The following is a 17,410-nucleotide window of genomic DNA, read 5'->3' on the forward strand; positions in this document are numbered from 1 at the left end:
CCGCTTTCTCCCCCCCTAAAATGATTATCATTATCTTAAATGGGATGTTTTATTTTTTGGAAGTCCCTTATTTGTATATTTATAGGGGCGCAAGACCTTGTGCCCCTACAATGGGATATTTTTTTTATTGAAAGTTCTTTATTCATCATCCACGTCTGCTTCTTCTACCCATTCTGGTGTAGTTGTGGAATCGGAGAATTCTGGGAAATCATCTGCAAAACGGATGATTTGTCCGTTGAAAAATTCTGCTAGACGTTGAGCTGCGATCGCTACTTCGTCAGGTTCCCAATCAGGTGCGGGTGTTTGTTTTGGGGGTGGAGGCAAAGTTTGCATCCCGTTTGCATTTACCCCGTTTCCATTTGCCCTATTTCCATTTACACCATTGCCATTTCTTGCTGCTGTCGGTGCTGGTGGTGGATTAGTTGGCCGTGGTGCCGACGCTGGAGGCGAAATTTGCTGGTTGTAACTGGGAGTTGGTGGTTGCTGAGAGCGAGTAGAATCTTTTGGTGGAGGATTTTTTTTGGCTGAGGTAGGAGTTGCAGAACTGACTTGTTCCAGATTTACCTGAACTTCACGTTGAAAAGTCTGCTGGAAAGCTGCTTTCATCATCGGGAGATCAGATTTAAGTGTTTCATACCATTTAGCCCCTTTAACAGCAATACGCGCTACAGTACCGTTAAACTCTATTAGCTGGCACATTTGTCCAAGTAAAGCTTGCCTGGAAGGCATCGGAAAATTAGTACGCACCTGTTGCCAAACCTGAGTTAAGTCATATTCTGTTTCGCCAACAACTTCTGAAGTTACTGGTTCAAGGTTCGCAGGTGGCACGGGCACGGATACAGGTTCTGGGGTTGGTGGTGAAACTGATTTAGCAGCAGAATTGTGATTTGTTTGCCGTTCAACTGGGGGAGATGAAGTAACGGGCTGATTTTGGGCAGCCGCTTGATGATTGGCAGATGCAGAATTATGATTTGTTTGCGGTTCAGCTAAAGGTACAGAAGAGACGGGGTGATTTTGGGCAACGACTGGAGGATAGTTTGGAGATACAGCAGGTGTATTAACTCGTGGCGCGACACTTGAGGTTTGTGGCTGAATATTCGTCGTCGCACTGGGTAACAATCCTAGTAATGTTACCTCCAACCACAAACGTGGCTGGGTGGTATTTTTAATTTGTACTTCAGCTTCTCGCAAGTGTTTCTGTCCCGCCAAAATCACGCTCATATCGAAGTATTGAGCAAACTCAACCAGCGCTGTCCAAGTTTGCTGAGTACAAGCAACTAAATCGTGGCGGTTGGGCGCTGTTTTGGCAATCAGTAAATCGCGGTAAAAAGCAGCGAGATTTTGCAGAATAGTTAGGGGTTCTCGACCGCGATCTAGGATGTAGTGGGTACAGTCTAGAACCGCTTCCGGTTTATCTTGAGCGATCGCATTTAAAAGCCCTAGCAAGTCCTGTTCGCTTACCGTCCCCACCAAATCCCAAACTCGCTCTGGTGTGACTTCACCTGCTAACAAGCTTAATTGGTCGAGTAGACTTTCGGCATCTCGCAAGCCTCCCTGAGAAAGTTGGGCTACCAGGGTGACAGCATCAAGTGAAATATGAATGTTTTCTTTAGATGCGATCGCACTTAAATGCTTCACCATCGCCTCTAACTGAATGCGTCTAAAATCAAACCTTTGACAGCGCGAAATAATTGTTGGTAACACCCGTTGCGGGTCTGTTGTCGCCAATACAAAAACTACATGTTTCGGTGGTTCTTCTAGTGTCTTGAGTAGCGCATTGAATGCCTGGGTACTGAGCATGTGGCAATTATGCACCAAAAGCCCATTCGCAACAAAGTTATGATTATCTTCTACTTCAATGTCATAGACTCGCTCGATCCCAGCGAGGTGAACAGATTCGACAGTCTCCAAACTTGTAATCCATTGAGGGGATGGAATATTGTTTAAGGTCTGCCAGCCATTTTCTACTGGTGCTTGCCCCCAACCGTATATAGTGGTATGTCTTGCCTGTACTACTTCTGGTGTAAAATTTTGTTGTTGCTGAGTATCCCATTGCTGTAAGCCAAGTAGCAATGAGTTGGTTTTCTGCGGCAGAGAATCCTTCGGTATGTAGTTGAATTTGTGGACTTCCTTCTGGACTGAGGGTGCGTCCATCGATACCAAATTTGTAAATGAGGATGCCGCATCCGCATTCACAGGGGATAGTATCTTCACTCCTTCTTTTACGTCCAATGCTTGTAGCCATCCCTGGTTTGTCCTAATTAAATGATTATCGGTACATCTAATTTCTCGGTTAGTGGTCTTTATAACCAGGGTTTGCCGTTCTCCTTGGTCTAACCATCTGACAACTTTCTTGAATTCCCACTTAAGAGATGAGTCGTTGTAACTCAGTACTTTCTTCCCTTTAATTTTGGGATCGTCAATTCTGTGAAGTCCCTCATCAGTCAAGATCAGAGAATCTCCAGTTAAGCATTCGTCGATTACATAAACCTTGTAGCGACACTGCACAGGAGCAAACTGGGCTTTTTCAATCAACTCGCGGATATTATCGACACCAGTATTACTAGCGGCATCGATTTCAATTACATCTAGGGTGTAGCCCTTAGCGATCCCCTGACAAACCTCACACACGCCGCAGGGTTCAGCCGTGGGCCGATCGCTTTTGAGACAATTGAGGGACTTAGCCAAAATCCGGGCACTAGAAGTTTTCCCCGTACCTCTTGGCCCAGTGAATAAGTAGGCGGGGGCGATTTTAGATGTGCCGATCGCGTTCGTGAGGGTGGTGGCGATCGCCTCTTGACCCACCAGTTCAGCAAAACTTTTGGGGCGATATTTGTGGTGCAGGGGTTCGTAAGACATGGAAAAATAGACTTCAATGCCTTTCAATGTTGATTAGTAGCACCGAGTCGAGTTGAGGATTCAATTATTTTAAACTCTCGTACCTGGCTTTATTTATCGATGTTGCATAGGTCTTGCACTCAACTAATGCCGTAAATTTTGGCACTCAGGAAAGCAAGCAACCAGAGCCGATCCTCTACTATGATTTCAACATCAATAGTATGGGAATTATAGCATATCATTTAGTACATTTGTTCTATTAAAAAACACAGGGAAGCAGAGGAGAATAACTCTTGACAAATGACAAGTGACTAATGACAAATGACTATACGTTTTATTTACGGAACTAACGCCATAGTCCAGTGCGATCGCTACAATTTTATAGATAAAGTAAAACTCGATGGTGCAGCAGATGCTCAAGCGGCTATTTCAATGGCTCAAAAAGCTTTTTCAGAGCTTGTTTGGTGGAAAACAGACTGCCTCAAAATCTAGGGGAAATGTCCAAAAAGAACCAGCGCCACCCCTAAGCGATACGGATCTGGAATTTCTTTTCAACGAACTGTTGCAAGGAGTACATCAAGCACGAGGGGAAGCATGGGCACAGAAGTGGCTGCATAATATCGAACATCGCATCACAACTCAAGACTGGGTTGAGTGGCTAGGGCGCTTTGGCGACAGATTGCTCGCATCTCCGACACCCAATAATGAAATGGCGGCGCGGTTAGTGCAATTGGGTGAGTTAAAAGTCGGAGAAATTGGAGATGTTGCCTATAATATCGGGATGCAGTTGTTGACACGCAATGAAGGCGAACCAGTTTGGGAATATGAAGGACCAGATGCTTTTAGCACTCCTTTGCCCTCTGAGGGAACTGTCTCAGTATCGGAGTCAGCAGATGCACCAGAGAACCCCCCAGAGGGAGAATACCAAACTGTCACCCTAGAACAGTTGTTTGTAATGTTACAGGAGGATGAAAATTTACGTCAGCAGATTGCTCAACAGCTTGCGGTTGAAACAGACGATCCACAAGTGCTTGTCCAGGCATTAATTAGTCAGTTATATCCTGCTGGGCAATCGACTACAGAGCAAACTGAAAATTAACTGCTTGCCACAATCAAATTCAAGAGTTAAATCTGGGAATTGTTACGTTGTAATGCTATGCTCTTGAAGATTTGTATATTTTTTGCTAACCTGCTACGGAAGCGCTGTCCGAATCTAATGGGTTTTTACGTAATTGATGATTTTTTTAAGACAACGATGGCTAAAATCTAGAAAAACAAAATCCAAGAGTGTGGCAGATGCTCAGGCGGATATCGCAGTCGCTTAAAAGGTTTTTAAAGCGCCTCATTGCAAGTAAACAGAATAGTTCTCTCAAAGGTGCGAGAGGACGCAATCTGGTGGGGGTACCACCAGAACTAACCAATGCGGATCTGGAACAATTGTTTATCCAATTGTTAGAAGGCGTGCATCAAGCACGAGGACGACAGTGGGCATTGAGGTATCTGCAACGAATCGAAAATCGCATTCCGGCTGAACGTTGGATAGACTGGTTGGTGATGTTTGGTGAAAGCTTACTAGCTTCACCTACACCAAATCCTCTTTTAGCAACACAGATGGTGCAATTAGGGGAACTTGGTGTTGGCAGAATTGGAGAAGTTGCTTATGACATTGGCATTCGGCTAATGCAAAACTTACCTACAGAAATAGAAAATTATCAGGACAATCAGGCACAAGACGATCTAGAAATCACTCCTGGGCAAGAACTGATCCGCGAGTTGGGCGAGCAGTTATGGGAGTATGATGAGCCAGATGTAATCGAAACTACTCCTGGACAAGAACTGATCCGCGATTTGGGCGAGCAGTTATGGGAATATGATGAGCCAGATGTAATCGAAGCTACAACCGATGAAGAAATTATCCCAACTTCTCCCGGACAAGAGCTAATTCGTAGCTTTGGCGAGCAATTATGGGAATATGATGAGCCAGATATTGAACCAATAACGTCAGCACCTCAAAATGTCTCTTTTGAGGAGACATCGCCCGAAAACTTCGAGGAACTGGTATGGGAATCTGAAAGGGAAGACGCCCAAGCTACAATACCAGAAAATATCCCCCTGCCGACAGCAGAAGATACAATCAGCTTGTTAACCCAACTTCGGTTCGACGAAGAAGAAGTTGTTCAAATTACTACACCAGCAAATTTTCTTTCCACGAGACAAAAGACTGAATTGGCAACGTCTCCCTCGGTGGAAACCTGGGATAACACTTTGACGAATTTAGAGCCAAATGTAGCTAATACTTTAGATGAGTTGTGGGTGAAGTTGGATCAAAGTACCAATTTAGTCCAGCAACTTGCTTCAGATTTGGCAGTTCAAAGCAGTAATTCTCCTGGTATTATTGAGCGGCATAACGATAATCCGATTACCCACGCTCAAGGGTGGTTTTACCAAGGTCTAAGCCAAGCGAAAACAGGCGATTTGCTAGGTGCGATCGCATCTTACGATCGAGCGATTGAAATGCAACCCGAATTATCAGAATATTGGTTTAATCGAGGCTTAACGCTGTTCCATTTAGAACGTTTTGATGAAGCGATCGCGTCTTATGAAACAGCCATAGAACTGAAACCAGACTTTTACAAAGCTTGGTACAACCGGGGTGGAACTCTCGGAGAATTAGGATACTTTGAAGAAGCGATCGCTTCTTTTGACAAAGCTATAGAAATCAAGCCAGACTATCAAGAAGCGTGGTCTAGCAAGGGTTTGGCACTTCTGAAATTAGGTTGGCTACCAGAAGCTATTGCTAGTTATGACCAAGCGCTACAACTCCAACCAGAAGACCAGGAAAACTGGTATTACCGAGGCATAGCCCTAGCCGTCAGCGAACAATTTGCCGAGGCGATTATATCTTACGACAGAGCTATAGAAATTAACCCACATTACCACGAAGTGTGGATAGATCGGGGTGTAGTGCTGTTTAATTTAGGCAGGTGGTCAGAAGCGATCGCTTCCTGGGACAAAGCACTTTCAGTTCAAGCCGACTTCTACTTAGCTTGGTACAACCGGGGTATAGCATTAGACAACTTAGGGCGCAGACAAGAAGCGATCGCCTCCTATCAACAAGCGATCGCCATTAAACCCGATTTCCATTTAGCTTGGTATAATCAAGCAGTAGCACTGTTTTATTTAGAACAATTTGCCGAAGCGATCGTTTGTTATGACAACGCTTTGCAAATTAAACAAGATTATTGGGAAGCTTGGATTGGTCGGGGAACTGCGATCGGCCATTTAGTAGATTTTGACGTTTTGCAAAATTTGTCGAGTAGTATCATCGCGACAAATCCTGCCTTACAACAGGGCGGCTACGAAGGAAAATTAAAAAGCTACGAAGAAGGGTTAAAGCATCTGCGGACAGATACCCATCCAGAAGGTTGGGGTAGATTGCATTTTGCGATCGCTAATACTTACTATGAGCAAGGCAAAAAACATACCAATCCCCGCGATTATTGGCGCAAAGCTGCATCTGAGTACCATCAAGCGCTGTTAACCCTGACATTAGAATATTTTCCCCAGTTGCATCTAGAGGTTTTGCAATCTCTCAGCAAAGTGTTGATGGGTTTGGGACAAACCACACAAGTTCAAGAATTGCTGCAACGTGGGACAGATTTATTGCGACAATTACTGAGTGAAGAAACTCGCTCAGATGAAAGTAAAAAACAGTTAGCTTTAAAATTTGCCGGCTTCGATCAATTGGCAGTTGATTTAGCTGTAGAGTCGGGTGATTTAGTAGAAGCTTGGGAAATTGCCGAACAAGGTAAAAATGCTTGTTTAAACTGGCTGCTTTCTGGCTGGAATAATAATATTTACTCGCCTTATTATGGCGCAATTCAACAACTATTCAATCCTTCAACAGCAATTATTTACTGGCATATTAGTCCAGTTGCCCTACATACTTTTATTCTCAAAGACCAAGCACCATCACCAATTCTCCTGTTTACACCCATGCAAGATACTGGGGTAATACCTTTAGGAGAAGATGCTATTCGTCTCAATGAATTGCCTTTACCCGAAGCAGTGCAACGCCTAATTGAATTTGAAAGTTGGCTAGAAAATTGGCATCAACAATACCAAGAATATCGCAGCACAGCCCACGATAAAGAAAGTAAAAGTCAGCATTCTTGGCGAGTTGAGATGGAGGAGAAGCTGTTGCAACTGTATGAAATCCTGAATATTTCCACAATTGCACAGGAACTCGAAGGTATCACCCAACTGGTCTTAATTCCTCACCGTGACTTGTACAGATTGCCCATTCATACACTTTTCCATTTTTCTTCGCCATCACCAGAAGAGTTACCGAATGTGGAATCAAATTTCAGCTTTACTTATCTACCTAGTGCCCAAATAGGTTTATCAATCAGAACTGAGGATATTTGGCAGTGGCAAAATAAGTTACTGCTCAGTGTTGAACATCCTGAAAGTACAGGTTATCCCACACTTAAATTTGCCAAACTGGAGTCTGAAATTGTTAGTCAGATGTTCAATAATATCCAACGAATTCAGGGGGCAGAAGCTACGAAAAGTATTGTTGAAAATGCCCTATTTGATAATTATAATATATTGCATTTTACAGGTCATGCTACTAATAATTTAGCTGAACCGAAAAAGTCAGAATTAGCATTAGCGGGTGAAGACAGACTTACTCTAGATGAATGCCAACAAAATCTAGATAGTTACAACCTTATTACCCTCTCTGCCTGTGAAAATTTAAGTACTAACAACTACACTATCACCAGCGAATATGTAAGTTTAGTCAGTGGTTTTGTAACTAAAGGCGTACCTCATGTAGTGAGTACTCTTTGGACTGTAGAATCTTCGGCTAGCGCCTTGGTGATGATCGAGTTTTACCGACGATTACAGCCCAATAAATCAGCAGTTACTGCCTTAGCTGAAGCAACACGATGGCTGAAAGAACTAACTGCTGGAGAACTGACAAAATGGTATGAAGATATCTTAAATAATCTGCATCCAGAAGAAGTAAGAATTCAAACTTATTTAGCGACTCAACTATATAGAAATAGTAAAATGGCATCAGATAAAATTCTTTATAATCATCCTTATTATTGGGCAGCATTTACGATTACGGGTAAGCCGAATTAATACTTTGAAACTTTGATTACATCTATCAAATTAGCCAGATACTTGTTTTTAGCTTCATCTCAGAATTGGGTAGAAATGAAAACAATTGAAGAATTAAAGACTCGAATCAAAGAACTCAGTAGTCAAGCTGTAAAATTTAGTAAAAAAGCAACTGAAGTGTGTTTGACTAATCGCGAACAAGCTAAACATTTCAGACAACAAGCTAGAGAAGCTAGTAAGCGTTGTCAGCTATTGATACAAGAATTGAAACGGCAATAGGTTTAAAATAATTCGTACTGATACCAATTCACAAAAAATATGATACAGATGCAAACCATAAAACCTATGCTAATTGTCACTTTCTTAATTTTGAATTTTGAATTTTGAATTTTGAATTTTGAATTGGTATGAGGGGTTTATTATGCCAGATGTTCGGTTTGATAAATACTATCGTTATGAAGACTTAACGCGCATTCTGCACAGTTATGCGAAGGAATTTCCCCAACTAGTACGCATAGAAAGCATTGGCAAAAGTTACGAAGGACGTGACATCTGGCTATTGACAGTTACCAACTTTGCCACTGGCGCACATCAAGAAAAACCTGCCCTCTGGGTTGATGGCAACATTCACGCCACTGAACTCGCACCATCAAGTGTTTGTTTATACCTATTGCAAATATTAGCGACAGCTTATGGTACTCACCCAGAAATTACCCGTTGTTTGGATACCCGCACCTTCTACATTTGCCCCCGTGTTAATCCTGATGGTGCGGAGTTGGCATTGGCTGACAAACCGAAATTTATTCGCTCTGGTACTCGTCCCTATCCTTACGATGAGGAAAGCAACGATGGCTTAGTGATGGAAGATATCGATGGCGATGGTCGGATTTTACTGATGCGAATCCCCGATGCTAATGGGGCTTGGAAAATCTCTCCTACCGAACCTCGCCTGCTGGTGCGACGCGAACCAACAGAAACAGGTGGTCAGTATTATCGCGTACTACCGGAAGGAAATATAGAAAATTATGATGGAGTTCAGATTAAAATTCAGCCTTCTAAGCAAGGACTAGATTTAAACCGAAATTTTCCATTTTTGTGGCGGCAAGAATCTGAGCAATCGGGGGCTGGTTCTTATCCTACATCTGAAACAGAAGTGCGATCACTAGTTCAATTTATCACTACCCATCCTAATATTACAGGAGCGATCGCCTTTCATACCTTTAGCGGTGTTCTCATCCGTCCCTACACCCACCTCAGCGATGATGAATTCCCGGTCAATGACCTCCGCACTTATCAACGCATTGGCGCAAAAGGTACTGAACTTACTCAATACCCAGCCATCTCTGCCTTTCATGATTTCCGCTATGACCCCAAAGACGTAATTACAGGTACATTTGACGATTGGGCTTATGAATACCAAGGTCTATTTGCCTGGACAGTAGAAGTCTGGAGTCCGCAGCGCCAAGCTGGAATTAATGATTATAAATACATCGATTGGCAACGAGAACACTCTGTAGAAGATGACCTGAAGTTGCTGCGTTGGAACGATGAGAAACTTGCAGGTAAAGGCTACGTAGATTGGTATCCCTTCGAGCATCCCCAACTCGGTCAGATTGAACTAGGCGGCTGGGATACCATGTACGCTTGGACAAATCCACCCCCTGAATTTCTGGAGAAAGAAATAGCTCTCTTCCCAGAATGGCTAGTTTGGCATCTATTAATATCTCCGCGTTTAGAGATTTACGAAGCCAGTGTCCACAGCTTGGGTGATGATACTTATCGGGTGCAATTAGTTGTGCATAATACAGGCTGGTTGCCCACTAATATCACCCAAAAAGCTTTAGAAAAAAAGCTGGTGCGGGGCTGTATCTGTGAAATTGAACTGCCTTCTGGGGGAACTTTGGTAACAGGTAAGCCCCGTGAAGAGTTAGGTCAATTAGAAGGACGAGCCTACAAGCCTTCAACTCCCATTAGACGGCACAGCGATCCTACCAAGGATCGGGCAAAAGTGGAATGGGTGGTACGTGCGCCTCAAGGTAGTACAGTTAGACTCCTAGCCCGCCATGAACGTGCTGGAGTTGCTCGCACTGAATTGACATTCCCATAATTTTGACATTTGAAATTGTCAAACATACTTTCTGCCTGCATATTATCCTAATACAGCTTTGTCTAAACCGATAATTACCGTTCGCCTAATTACACGCGACGAACTTCCCCAACTTTTGGCTTTATATAAGCATCTAAATCCTGTCGATGCACCTTTACCGACTGATGATGTTTTACAATCTATCTGGGATGAGATTTTACACGATCCCCGCTTGTATTACATCGTAGCTGATGTTGATAACCAGCTAGTAGCAACATGTAATTTAACTATTGTTCCCAACTTGACGCGTGGCGCACGTCCATACGGCATTATTGAAAATGTTGTCACTCATCTCGATTTTCGACAACAAGGATTAGGTACACAAGTGCTGCATTATGCCTTAACATTAGCATGGCAGCAACAGTGCTATAAAGTAATGCTTCTGAGTGGCTCAAAACGTGAAAAGACGTTGCACTTCTATGAAAATGCAGGGTTCAAACGTGGAGTAAAAACCGGATTTGTTGCCTTCCCTCCAGAGGAGTTGTGAGCAGAACCGATACAGATTATACCTCTTTTCAAAATATTGGTTTATCTATGGGTTCCTTTTCATGAAATAGTCTTTTTTCAAAAAATAAATTCCTAGCCAAAAATGCTGGGGCAATCAGGCTTAGAATTTTTGATTGCGATCGCTAATTTCCAGTCTAGTATTTGAAAATTTACCATTAATGACAACTATCTAAAGAATGAAAGTTTTTCTTCAAAATCTAGCCCTGAGTTAGTTGTATGATTTCGATCGAACTACAATAATACAGCATATCGCCAAGATACTTTTATTTATTAAATCTTGCTAAAGATCATGATACATTGAGTTTGACGGCATTAACCCTCCTCGGCAATTATAAAGAGACGGCTATTAAAAGCCAATTATTTTACTGCTTGACTGGAATTTTAGAACTGAATAAAATCGCCTACTTGCATTAACTCTCTTTATTGTTGCAACATATATTAACACAGGAGCCATGCTTAATTCTTAGTGTGCTCTGCGGTTCTTAAAAAAATAGGAATTCGATACTATGTGTGGTGTACATGAGGATAAACGTTATGAGATATCAGAGCAGCTACTCATAATGTTCAGCGTTTTAATTTTCCAGAGCTAACAGGTTTCATTTCTGGTTTTCATGTCGAGGCGAACCAAATAATCATCTTAGATATTTGTATTCATTTAACCTTGCATCCAGTATTTTCCACATCATCAACCCAAGAAATTGAAAAGAGGATATTTCCATGTCTAGTTTGTCTCGTTGGTCATCAACAAAGGTTGCTTTGCTAGTTCTGGGAATGACAGCTGCTACAATAACTCCCATCGTAATTTCTGCCCCAGCTTCATCTCAAACTCCTGTTCCATCTACGACACCATCACCTGAGACACCATCACCTGCGACACCATCGCCGACTTCAACAGTTAACCTGTCTGATGTTTCCTCAGATTATTGGGCGCGTCCCTTCATTCAAGCCCTAGCTGAGAATAACGTGATTAGTGGCTTTCCTGATGGCACTTATAGACCAAATCAGCCTGTGACTCGTGCAGAATTTGCTGCTTTGATTCAAAAAGCTTTCAGTAACCAAAACCGAGTTCGGCAATTAAGTGCAGGTGGATTTAGTGATGTTCCTGCTAACTACTGGGCCGCTGCTGCAATTCAAAACGCCTACGAAACTGGATTTTTGGCAGGCTATCCTGGGAATGTGTTTAGACCAAATCAAGAAATTCCTAGAGTGCAGGGGATCGTTGCCTTAAGTAGTGGTTTAGGTTTAACTGGTGGCGATACAAGTACTCTCACTACTTACTACAACGATGCCTCAGCTATCCCAGAGTATGCTGTTGGCAGTGTGGCAGCAGCGACAGTAAGTAATCTTGTTGTCAACTACCCGGATGTAAAACAACTCAATCCGCAACAGTCTTTGACTCGTGCGGAAGCAGCAGCACTTTTATATCAAGCTTTAGTTAAACAAGGACGGGCGCAACCCATTGCTAGCAATCTTCCAGCTAGTCAGTACGTTGTAGCTGGAACTCCTACAAGTACTGATATTGTTTCTCTAACGGCATCCAGTAGTTCTTTTACAACTCTGACTTCTTTATTAAAGACAGCTGGTCTAGCAGATGTTCTTCAACAGCCAGGCCCTTATACAGTCTTTGCTCCCACCAATGACGCATTTGCTGCTTTACCTGCTGCTACCTTAGAACAGTTACAGCAACCAGAGAACAGAGAAGCGTTAGTTAAGATTTTGAGATATCACGTGGTTCCGGGTGCGGTAACTGCTAGTCAACTCTCGGCAGGGGAATTGACAACCGATGAAGGAAGACCTGTAAATGTTAAAATCGATTCCGCTAACAGTCAAGTCTCGGTGAATAATGCCAGGGTTCTCCAGGCGGACGTGAAAGCTAGCAATGGTATTATCCATGCAATTAACCAAGTTCTGATTCCGCCTGATGTTAACATCAGTCAGTTAAATCAGCCACCAACAGGAAATGGGACACCTGATGTTAACGTAGGTAGAGCTACTCGCGGTGGCAGAAGCTATATTGGAGTTGGTGGTAACATTGGTTTGAGCGGCGATGATACAGCTTTAAGCGACACTAACTTTACAGTGATCAGTAAACTTGGTCTGACAAATTATCTATCAGTGCGGCCATCGGTGATCTTTGGGGACGATACAATATTTCTAGTTCCTGTGACTTTAGATTTTTCTCCCCGCGCAGCAGGTTCGGTAGGTGACAGAAGCTATAGTATATCTCCTTACATAGGTGCGGGTGTCGCAATTGAAGCTAATGCTGATACTGATATTGGATTACTGTTAACAGGTGGTGTAGACATTCCTCTCGGTTCTAGACTCACGCTAACAGGTGGTGTAAATGCTGCTTTTGTAGATGATACTGATGTAGGACTACAATTAGGAATTGGCTATAACTTCAGGTAAATAGAAGTAGAACATGCAATAAGGGCGCACAGTTAGTTGTGCGCCCTTGCTGTATTAAGGTCGCTTGATTGCTAAAGTAAGTCCATCGGCGATGGGGACAAGGGAGAGGGTAATGCGTTCGTCATGATGTAACTTCTCGTTCAGCGCCCGGATTGCTTGGGTGCTTTCATCTTGATTTTGCTCATCAGCTACTTGTCCAGACCATAAAACATTATCGATCGCAATCAATCCACCTGGACGAACTAATTGCAGCGATCGCTCATAATATCCATCATAATTTTCTTTATCAGCATCAATAAAGGCAAAATCAAAAGTTTCGGCTTGTCCAGTTGCCAATAGCCGATCTAAAGTTTCCAAAGCTGGAGCCAATTGGAGATCGATTTTATCAGCAACTCCAGCTTCTAGCCAATACCGCCGAGCGATCGCAGTAAATTCTTCACTCACATCACAAGCGATAATTTTGCCATCAGGCGGTAGTGCCAAAGCTACAGAAAGTGAGCTATAACCCGTAAATACTCCAACTTCTAGGGTTTTTTTTGCTCCAATTAATTGCACCAAAAGGCTCATAAATTGCCCTTGTTCTGGTGAAATCTGCATTCCACTCCGGGGATGATTGGCGGTTTCTTGGCGCAACTTCCCAAGAATTTCTACTTCTCGCAGCGAAACAGATAAAAGATAATTGTAGAGTTGGTTATCAAGACCTATAGACTGTTTTGGCATGATAGATCGGAGAATTGAGAGAAACTACAGTTATACTATCGCTGATCAGTGGAATCTCAGGAATAACATGATGCGGTTAGTTTTGACAGCAATATTGCTGGTGCTAGTGACAGCTTGTGGCAGTATTGGACTGCTACCGACTAGCGAGTTAGTGCAAAAAGCGATCGCACTTGGGCTAGAACAAACTCAACAAAAACTTAGCCAACAACTAAATCTAGATTTTCAAGGATTTGAAATCAAACGGCTATCAATTACCCAAGAACAACCCCTAACGATTGAAAATTTACCAGCTTTCCACGTTCGGGGAACCTACGATTTGATTCTCAAGCTACCAAAACGTCGCTTGACGCAACCAAAACAACCCTTTGATGTTTACTTGCAAATTCAGCAAGAAGGTAAAACTTGGCGATCGCTAATTCCCGAAAAAGGTAGCAAAGATACTCAACCAATTTGGCGTAGTTATTTAGTTGAGTAAACCCATATCATGAAAGTGCTTTTTTACGGTTGCGTAAGAATTGCAAACCAGTAATGTAAACACCAAATACCAGTAAACCTGACATAAAACTGGGTTCAGGAACACTAGCAGTAGATACAGAATTGATACTTACAGCAAAGTCTTGATTCAAGTCTACATTATCACTAAATGAACTGTCGGCAGCACCAATAAATATAAATTTTGCATCACTGGGAACTTGTACAATAACACCATTAAAATCTACACGTGAAATGTAAAAAATACTATTATCTAAACACTGCAATGGAAGACAACCGTTGGGAAGAGTTGCATTAATAGCACCAGGAACTCTATCAGTCGTTGCGCCATTATACTCTCCGATGTTTGGTAGTAATGTATTGTCAGCGCTGAAAGTAGCCCACATTGCACCAAAGTATTCGTCAGTCGGATCGCCAAAGGGTGAGAAACTGCCAAAGCGTTCCAGTTTAATTGTGTCCCCGGAATTAATTCCCAAATCTGTTAGAGAAAAAAATACACTATCAGGACTAAATGTATATGAGGAAATAAAACTTGCACTGGGATCGATGTTGAATTTAGCTGCCAAAGCTTGAGCAGAATCAATTTTGAATAATACTACTAAGCTGAAGGCAGTTTTAACAGTTGCAACTGATAACTTGGTGAATAATTTAGGAATTTTTGGATTTTTTAACAAGGCTGACATCATGATTTCCTACAAATTGTTAATTACTGAAATCAAAAAAAATTTAAGTCTGAATTCTGCACAGTATGATGTGTGCTACTAGAAAAAGCATCACAAGCATTTCCGTATAACTGGTGAGGCATAGTCATGATCGAGGTATAGTTTCATCGGAGACGACAAGATGTATATTAACTTTTTCGCCAGTTCCATCGCTGGAATAGTGGTTGTGGTGCTAACGGCTTTTGGCTTACTGCAATGGTTGCACATACCTACAGGAAACTTTCTTGATTGGGTGATTGGTGGTGCTAGTTTTTGGTGGCTGTTGGTAATTGTTACCGTACCGTGGAATGTGCATTTTCAAGCTAAAGAAGTCTTAGCAGAAGCAGCACAATCAACTGAGAAAGGAATTCCAGTTGATGAGAAACAAGTAAAGTATGTCACATTGTTGGCAAAGCGATCGCTCTGGGTTGCCATTGCTTTACACTTATTCTCAGCTGTTGGTCTTTATACTCTTGCTGCCACTGGTATTAGTACAGTGGGATATATAAGTTCTGGTGCAGCTTTATTATTAACAATTCTGCGTCCCGCAATTCGCGCTTATGAGTATTTATATGCGCGGTTAGCGATGATTCGCCAAGAATGGAAGTATCCCCGCGAAGATATTTTTGAACTGCGCGATCGCTTCTCTATATTGGAACAAAAAATCCAGTCATTGGAAGATCAACTCAACCCAGAACAACCCTATTCCTTATCTGCAACTCAACAACGTTTTGCCGAAGAAACTCGCAGAGATTTAGCTCGAATTGCCGCTAATTTAGAAGAATTACGGGCGACAAATCAAACAGAACATGAGCGTTTGGCAAGAGAAGCCAGAAATGCGATCGCCCAACTTTCCACAGATGGGCAATTTCTCGATCATGTCCGCGAAATTATTCGATTTTTTAAGACCACTTAATGATTGCTTTAATAGCTACAGCTCTAGCAGTTGTCGTTTATATAAAGTACATCTTTTAACCTCAACCCTAATGCCTCTGCTTACTAAGGAGAAGGGAGTGTTTGCCTCAGCAAATACGGGGTGAGGTTCCGAATGTATATGTTATAACTTTGTACGAATGATGATTAGTAAAGCTTACATAACTTCAGGAGTACTCACGGTGAATCAGATACAACTGACTTTAACTATTGGTTACTTATTAATGACATGCTATTTTTTAACTAATTGGTTGATATTTTCTTTACATCATCCTGCTTCCAATCCAGAAGATAAATTTTTCTCGTTTGTGATGTTTATGGTGACAACTATCTTCTGGCCTTTGATGATTCCGATGTCTTGTTTAGAAATGGTTCAACAAAAGCGTATAGACTTTAATAAAATGATACCTGTTCTCTTAGCAATATTTGTATTTAGTGTTTCATATTATTTAACCGAATAATTAATAATTCCTCCTCCTAAATTGCATAGATATTCAAGAGAAGCCGGAGGTTTGATTTGTTACCCTTCGGCTTCTTTATGCACAACTACCTTTACTTGTTAGGCAGTCTATTTATTAAACTTGAATAAACTTGAAATTTCTTAACGGCGTCTGCTGCCAAAACCAGTTGAGCGGCGGGGGGCTGAACTACGTCCACTACCAAAACCACTGCCAGAATTGCGTCTGGGTGAAGTGGCTCTACCAGAGGGTCGCAACGTACTACCACCAAAACCAGAACCAGAAGGACGGTTATTACCTGTAGTGCTACGCGGTGTATTGCGTATATTTGTATTTCCAGGATATGACCTTCTAATTGTCCCTGTATTGCGGAAGGCAGTGCGATTTGTTACGGCTACGGGTGGCGCATTGTAGCGAGTTTGATAGTGTTGAACTGCTTGGCCATAGCTTGCGCCATATCCACCGAAGCCACTTAATCCTTGTCCTGGGTAATAGGCAGGGGGTACATAATATTGGGGTCTAAACAACATACTACCAATTGCCTGTCCCGCCAAGCTACCAGCTACAGACCCAGCAAATGGTGCCCAGAAGTTATTTTCTCGACGGACTACAACCGTCTCTTGTTGTCCTGTTTGGGGATTAGTTCTATTCTCAGTAACGTTGTGGACGTACTCAATTTTAAAATCTTCCGTCAGATATAAAATTGGTTGCCCTTTTTCTACCTTCAGATAGCTTTTTTTACCCTGCTTGATTTCATCATCAGTTAACCGCGCCATTTGCAAATTTTCAGTTGCAAAGGTTGGGGGATTATTGTTAAGTAAAAACAGGCTATACTCACCAGTTGCATCGTCATAAGTGGCTTGTTGTATTTGATACTCGCCATCCCTCAACTTTGTACTAGTAGAGGTTTGGTTAACGTTCTTAGCTGGAGGAGTACTTTGGTTCTCGCCACCACAAGCAACAGTTGTGATACACAAACTCAGAGCTAAAAAAACGGCTGTAAATTTACGTACTATGGTCATGATCATTGGATTATTGTCCTATCTCTGAGCTTAACAATTTATCATCTAAGTAGT

The 17,410-nt window shown here is 42.2% G+C and carries 14 protein-coding genes; 10 read left to right on the forward strand and 4 right to left on the reverse strand.

Annotated features, from left to right (window positions below; translation table 11 throughout):
• Window positions 1-138: 138 nt before the first annotated feature.
• Window positions 139-2,859: a DNA polymerase III subunit gamma/tau gene (dnaX, locus tag NSTC731_RS28440; protein WP_445627879.1), complete on the reverse strand. Its 2,721-nt coding sequence runs from the start codon at window positions 2,857-2,859 to the stop codon at window positions 139-141.
• Window positions 2,860-3,159: 300 nt separating this feature from the next.
• Between dnaX and NSTC731_RS28445 the strand changes: the two genes are divergently transcribed.
• The 7 genes from NSTC731_RS28445 (at window position 3,160) to NSTC731_RS28475 (ending at window position 13,030) form a co-directional block, all read left to right on the forward strand.
• Window positions 3,160-3,330 (forward strand): hypothetical protein, encoded by a 171-nt coding sequence (locus NSTC731_RS28445; protein ID WP_445632268.1) that lies wholly within the window; start codon window positions 3,160-3,162, stop codon window positions 3,328-3,330.
• A complete protein-coding gene (locus NSTC731_RS28450) occupies window positions 3,251-3,937 on the forward strand; it encodes a hypothetical protein (RefSeq protein ID WP_445632188.1) in 687 nt (228 codons plus the stop codon). Before NSTC731_RS28445 ends, NSTC731_RS28450 begins: the two co-directional genes overlap by 80 nt.
• A gap of 197 nt (window positions 3,938-4,134) precedes the next feature.
• Window positions 4,135-7,989 (forward strand): CHAT domain-containing protein, encoded by a 3,855-nt coding sequence (locus tag NSTC731_RS28455; RefSeq protein ID WP_445627880.1) that lies wholly within the window; start codon window positions 4,135-4,137, stop codon window positions 7,987-7,989.
• 75 nt (window positions 7,990-8,064) lie between these two features.
• Entirely contained in the window at window positions 8,065-8,247 is a 183-nt protein-coding gene (locus tag NSTC731_RS28460) for a hypothetical protein (RefSeq protein WP_445627881.1), read from the forward strand.
• A gap of 142 nt (window positions 8,248-8,389) precedes the next feature.
• Window positions 8,390-10,075 carry a M14 family metallopeptidase gene (locus NSTC731_RS28465; RefSeq protein ID WP_445627882.1) on the forward strand — a complete coding sequence of 562 codons (1,686 nt, stop codon included), beginning with the start codon at window positions 8,390-8,392 and terminating at the stop codon, window positions 10,073-10,075.
• A gap of 58 nt (window positions 10,076-10,133) precedes the next feature.
• Entirely contained in the window at window positions 10,134-10,601 is a 468-nt protein-coding gene (locus tag NSTC731_RS28470; RefSeq protein ID WP_445627883.1) for a GNAT family N-acetyltransferase, read from the forward strand.
• A 737-nt stretch (window positions 10,602-11,338) separates the two neighbouring features.
• On the forward strand, window positions 11,339-13,030 hold the full coding sequence (locus tag NSTC731_RS28475; protein WP_445627884.1) for a fasciclin domain-containing protein: 1,692 nt from the start codon (window positions 11,339-11,341) through the stop codon (window positions 13,028-13,030).
• A 54-nt stretch (window positions 13,031-13,084) separates the two neighbouring features.
• Here NSTC731_RS28475 and NSTC731_RS28480 read toward each other — a convergent pair whose 3' ends face one another.
• Window positions 13,085-13,750, reverse strand: coding sequence for an O-methyltransferase (locus NSTC731_RS28480; protein WP_445627885.1), 666 nt, complete (start codon window positions 13,748-13,750; stop codon window positions 13,085-13,087).
• 67 nt (window positions 13,751-13,817) lie between these two features.
• Here NSTC731_RS28480 and NSTC731_RS28485 point away from each other — a divergent pair, with 67 nt between their 5' ends.
• On the forward strand, window positions 13,818-14,225 hold the full coding sequence (locus NSTC731_RS28485) for a hypothetical protein (RefSeq protein WP_445627886.1): 408 nt from the start codon (window positions 13,818-13,820) through the stop codon (window positions 14,223-14,225).
• Window positions 14,226-14,232: 7 nt separating this feature from the next.
• Here the strand turns inward: NSTC731_RS28485 and NSTC731_RS28490 are convergent, their stop codons facing one another.
• The gene (locus NSTC731_RS28490; protein ID WP_445627887.1) at window positions 14,233-14,928 is read right to left on the reverse strand and encodes a hypothetical protein; all 696 of its coding nucleotides are present in this window, start codon (window positions 14,926-14,928) and stop codon (window positions 14,233-14,235) included.
• A gap of 157 nt (window positions 14,929-15,085) precedes the next feature.
• Here NSTC731_RS28490 and NSTC731_RS28495 point away from each other — a divergent pair, with 157 nt between their 5' ends.
• Entirely contained in the window at window positions 15,086-15,859 is a 774-nt protein-coding gene (locus tag NSTC731_RS28495) for a hypothetical protein (RefSeq protein WP_445627888.1), read from the forward strand.
• 241 nt (window positions 15,860-16,100) lie between these two features.
• Window positions 16,101-16,337: a hypothetical protein gene (locus tag NSTC731_RS28500; RefSeq protein WP_445627889.1), complete on the forward strand. Its 237-nt coding sequence runs from the start codon at window positions 16,101-16,103 to the stop codon at window positions 16,335-16,337.
• A 140-nt stretch (window positions 16,338-16,477) separates the two neighbouring features.
• On the opposite strand, the gene NSTC731_RS28505 is transcribed toward NSTC731_RS28500, so the two are convergent.
• On the reverse strand, window positions 16,478-17,362 hold the full coding sequence (locus NSTC731_RS28505; RefSeq protein WP_445627890.1) for a hypothetical protein: 885 nt from the start codon (window positions 17,360-17,362) through the stop codon (window positions 16,478-16,480).
• Window positions 17,363-17,410 lie beyond the last annotated feature (48 nt).

It is taken from the genome of Nostoc sp. DSM 114167, assembly GCF_052692655.1.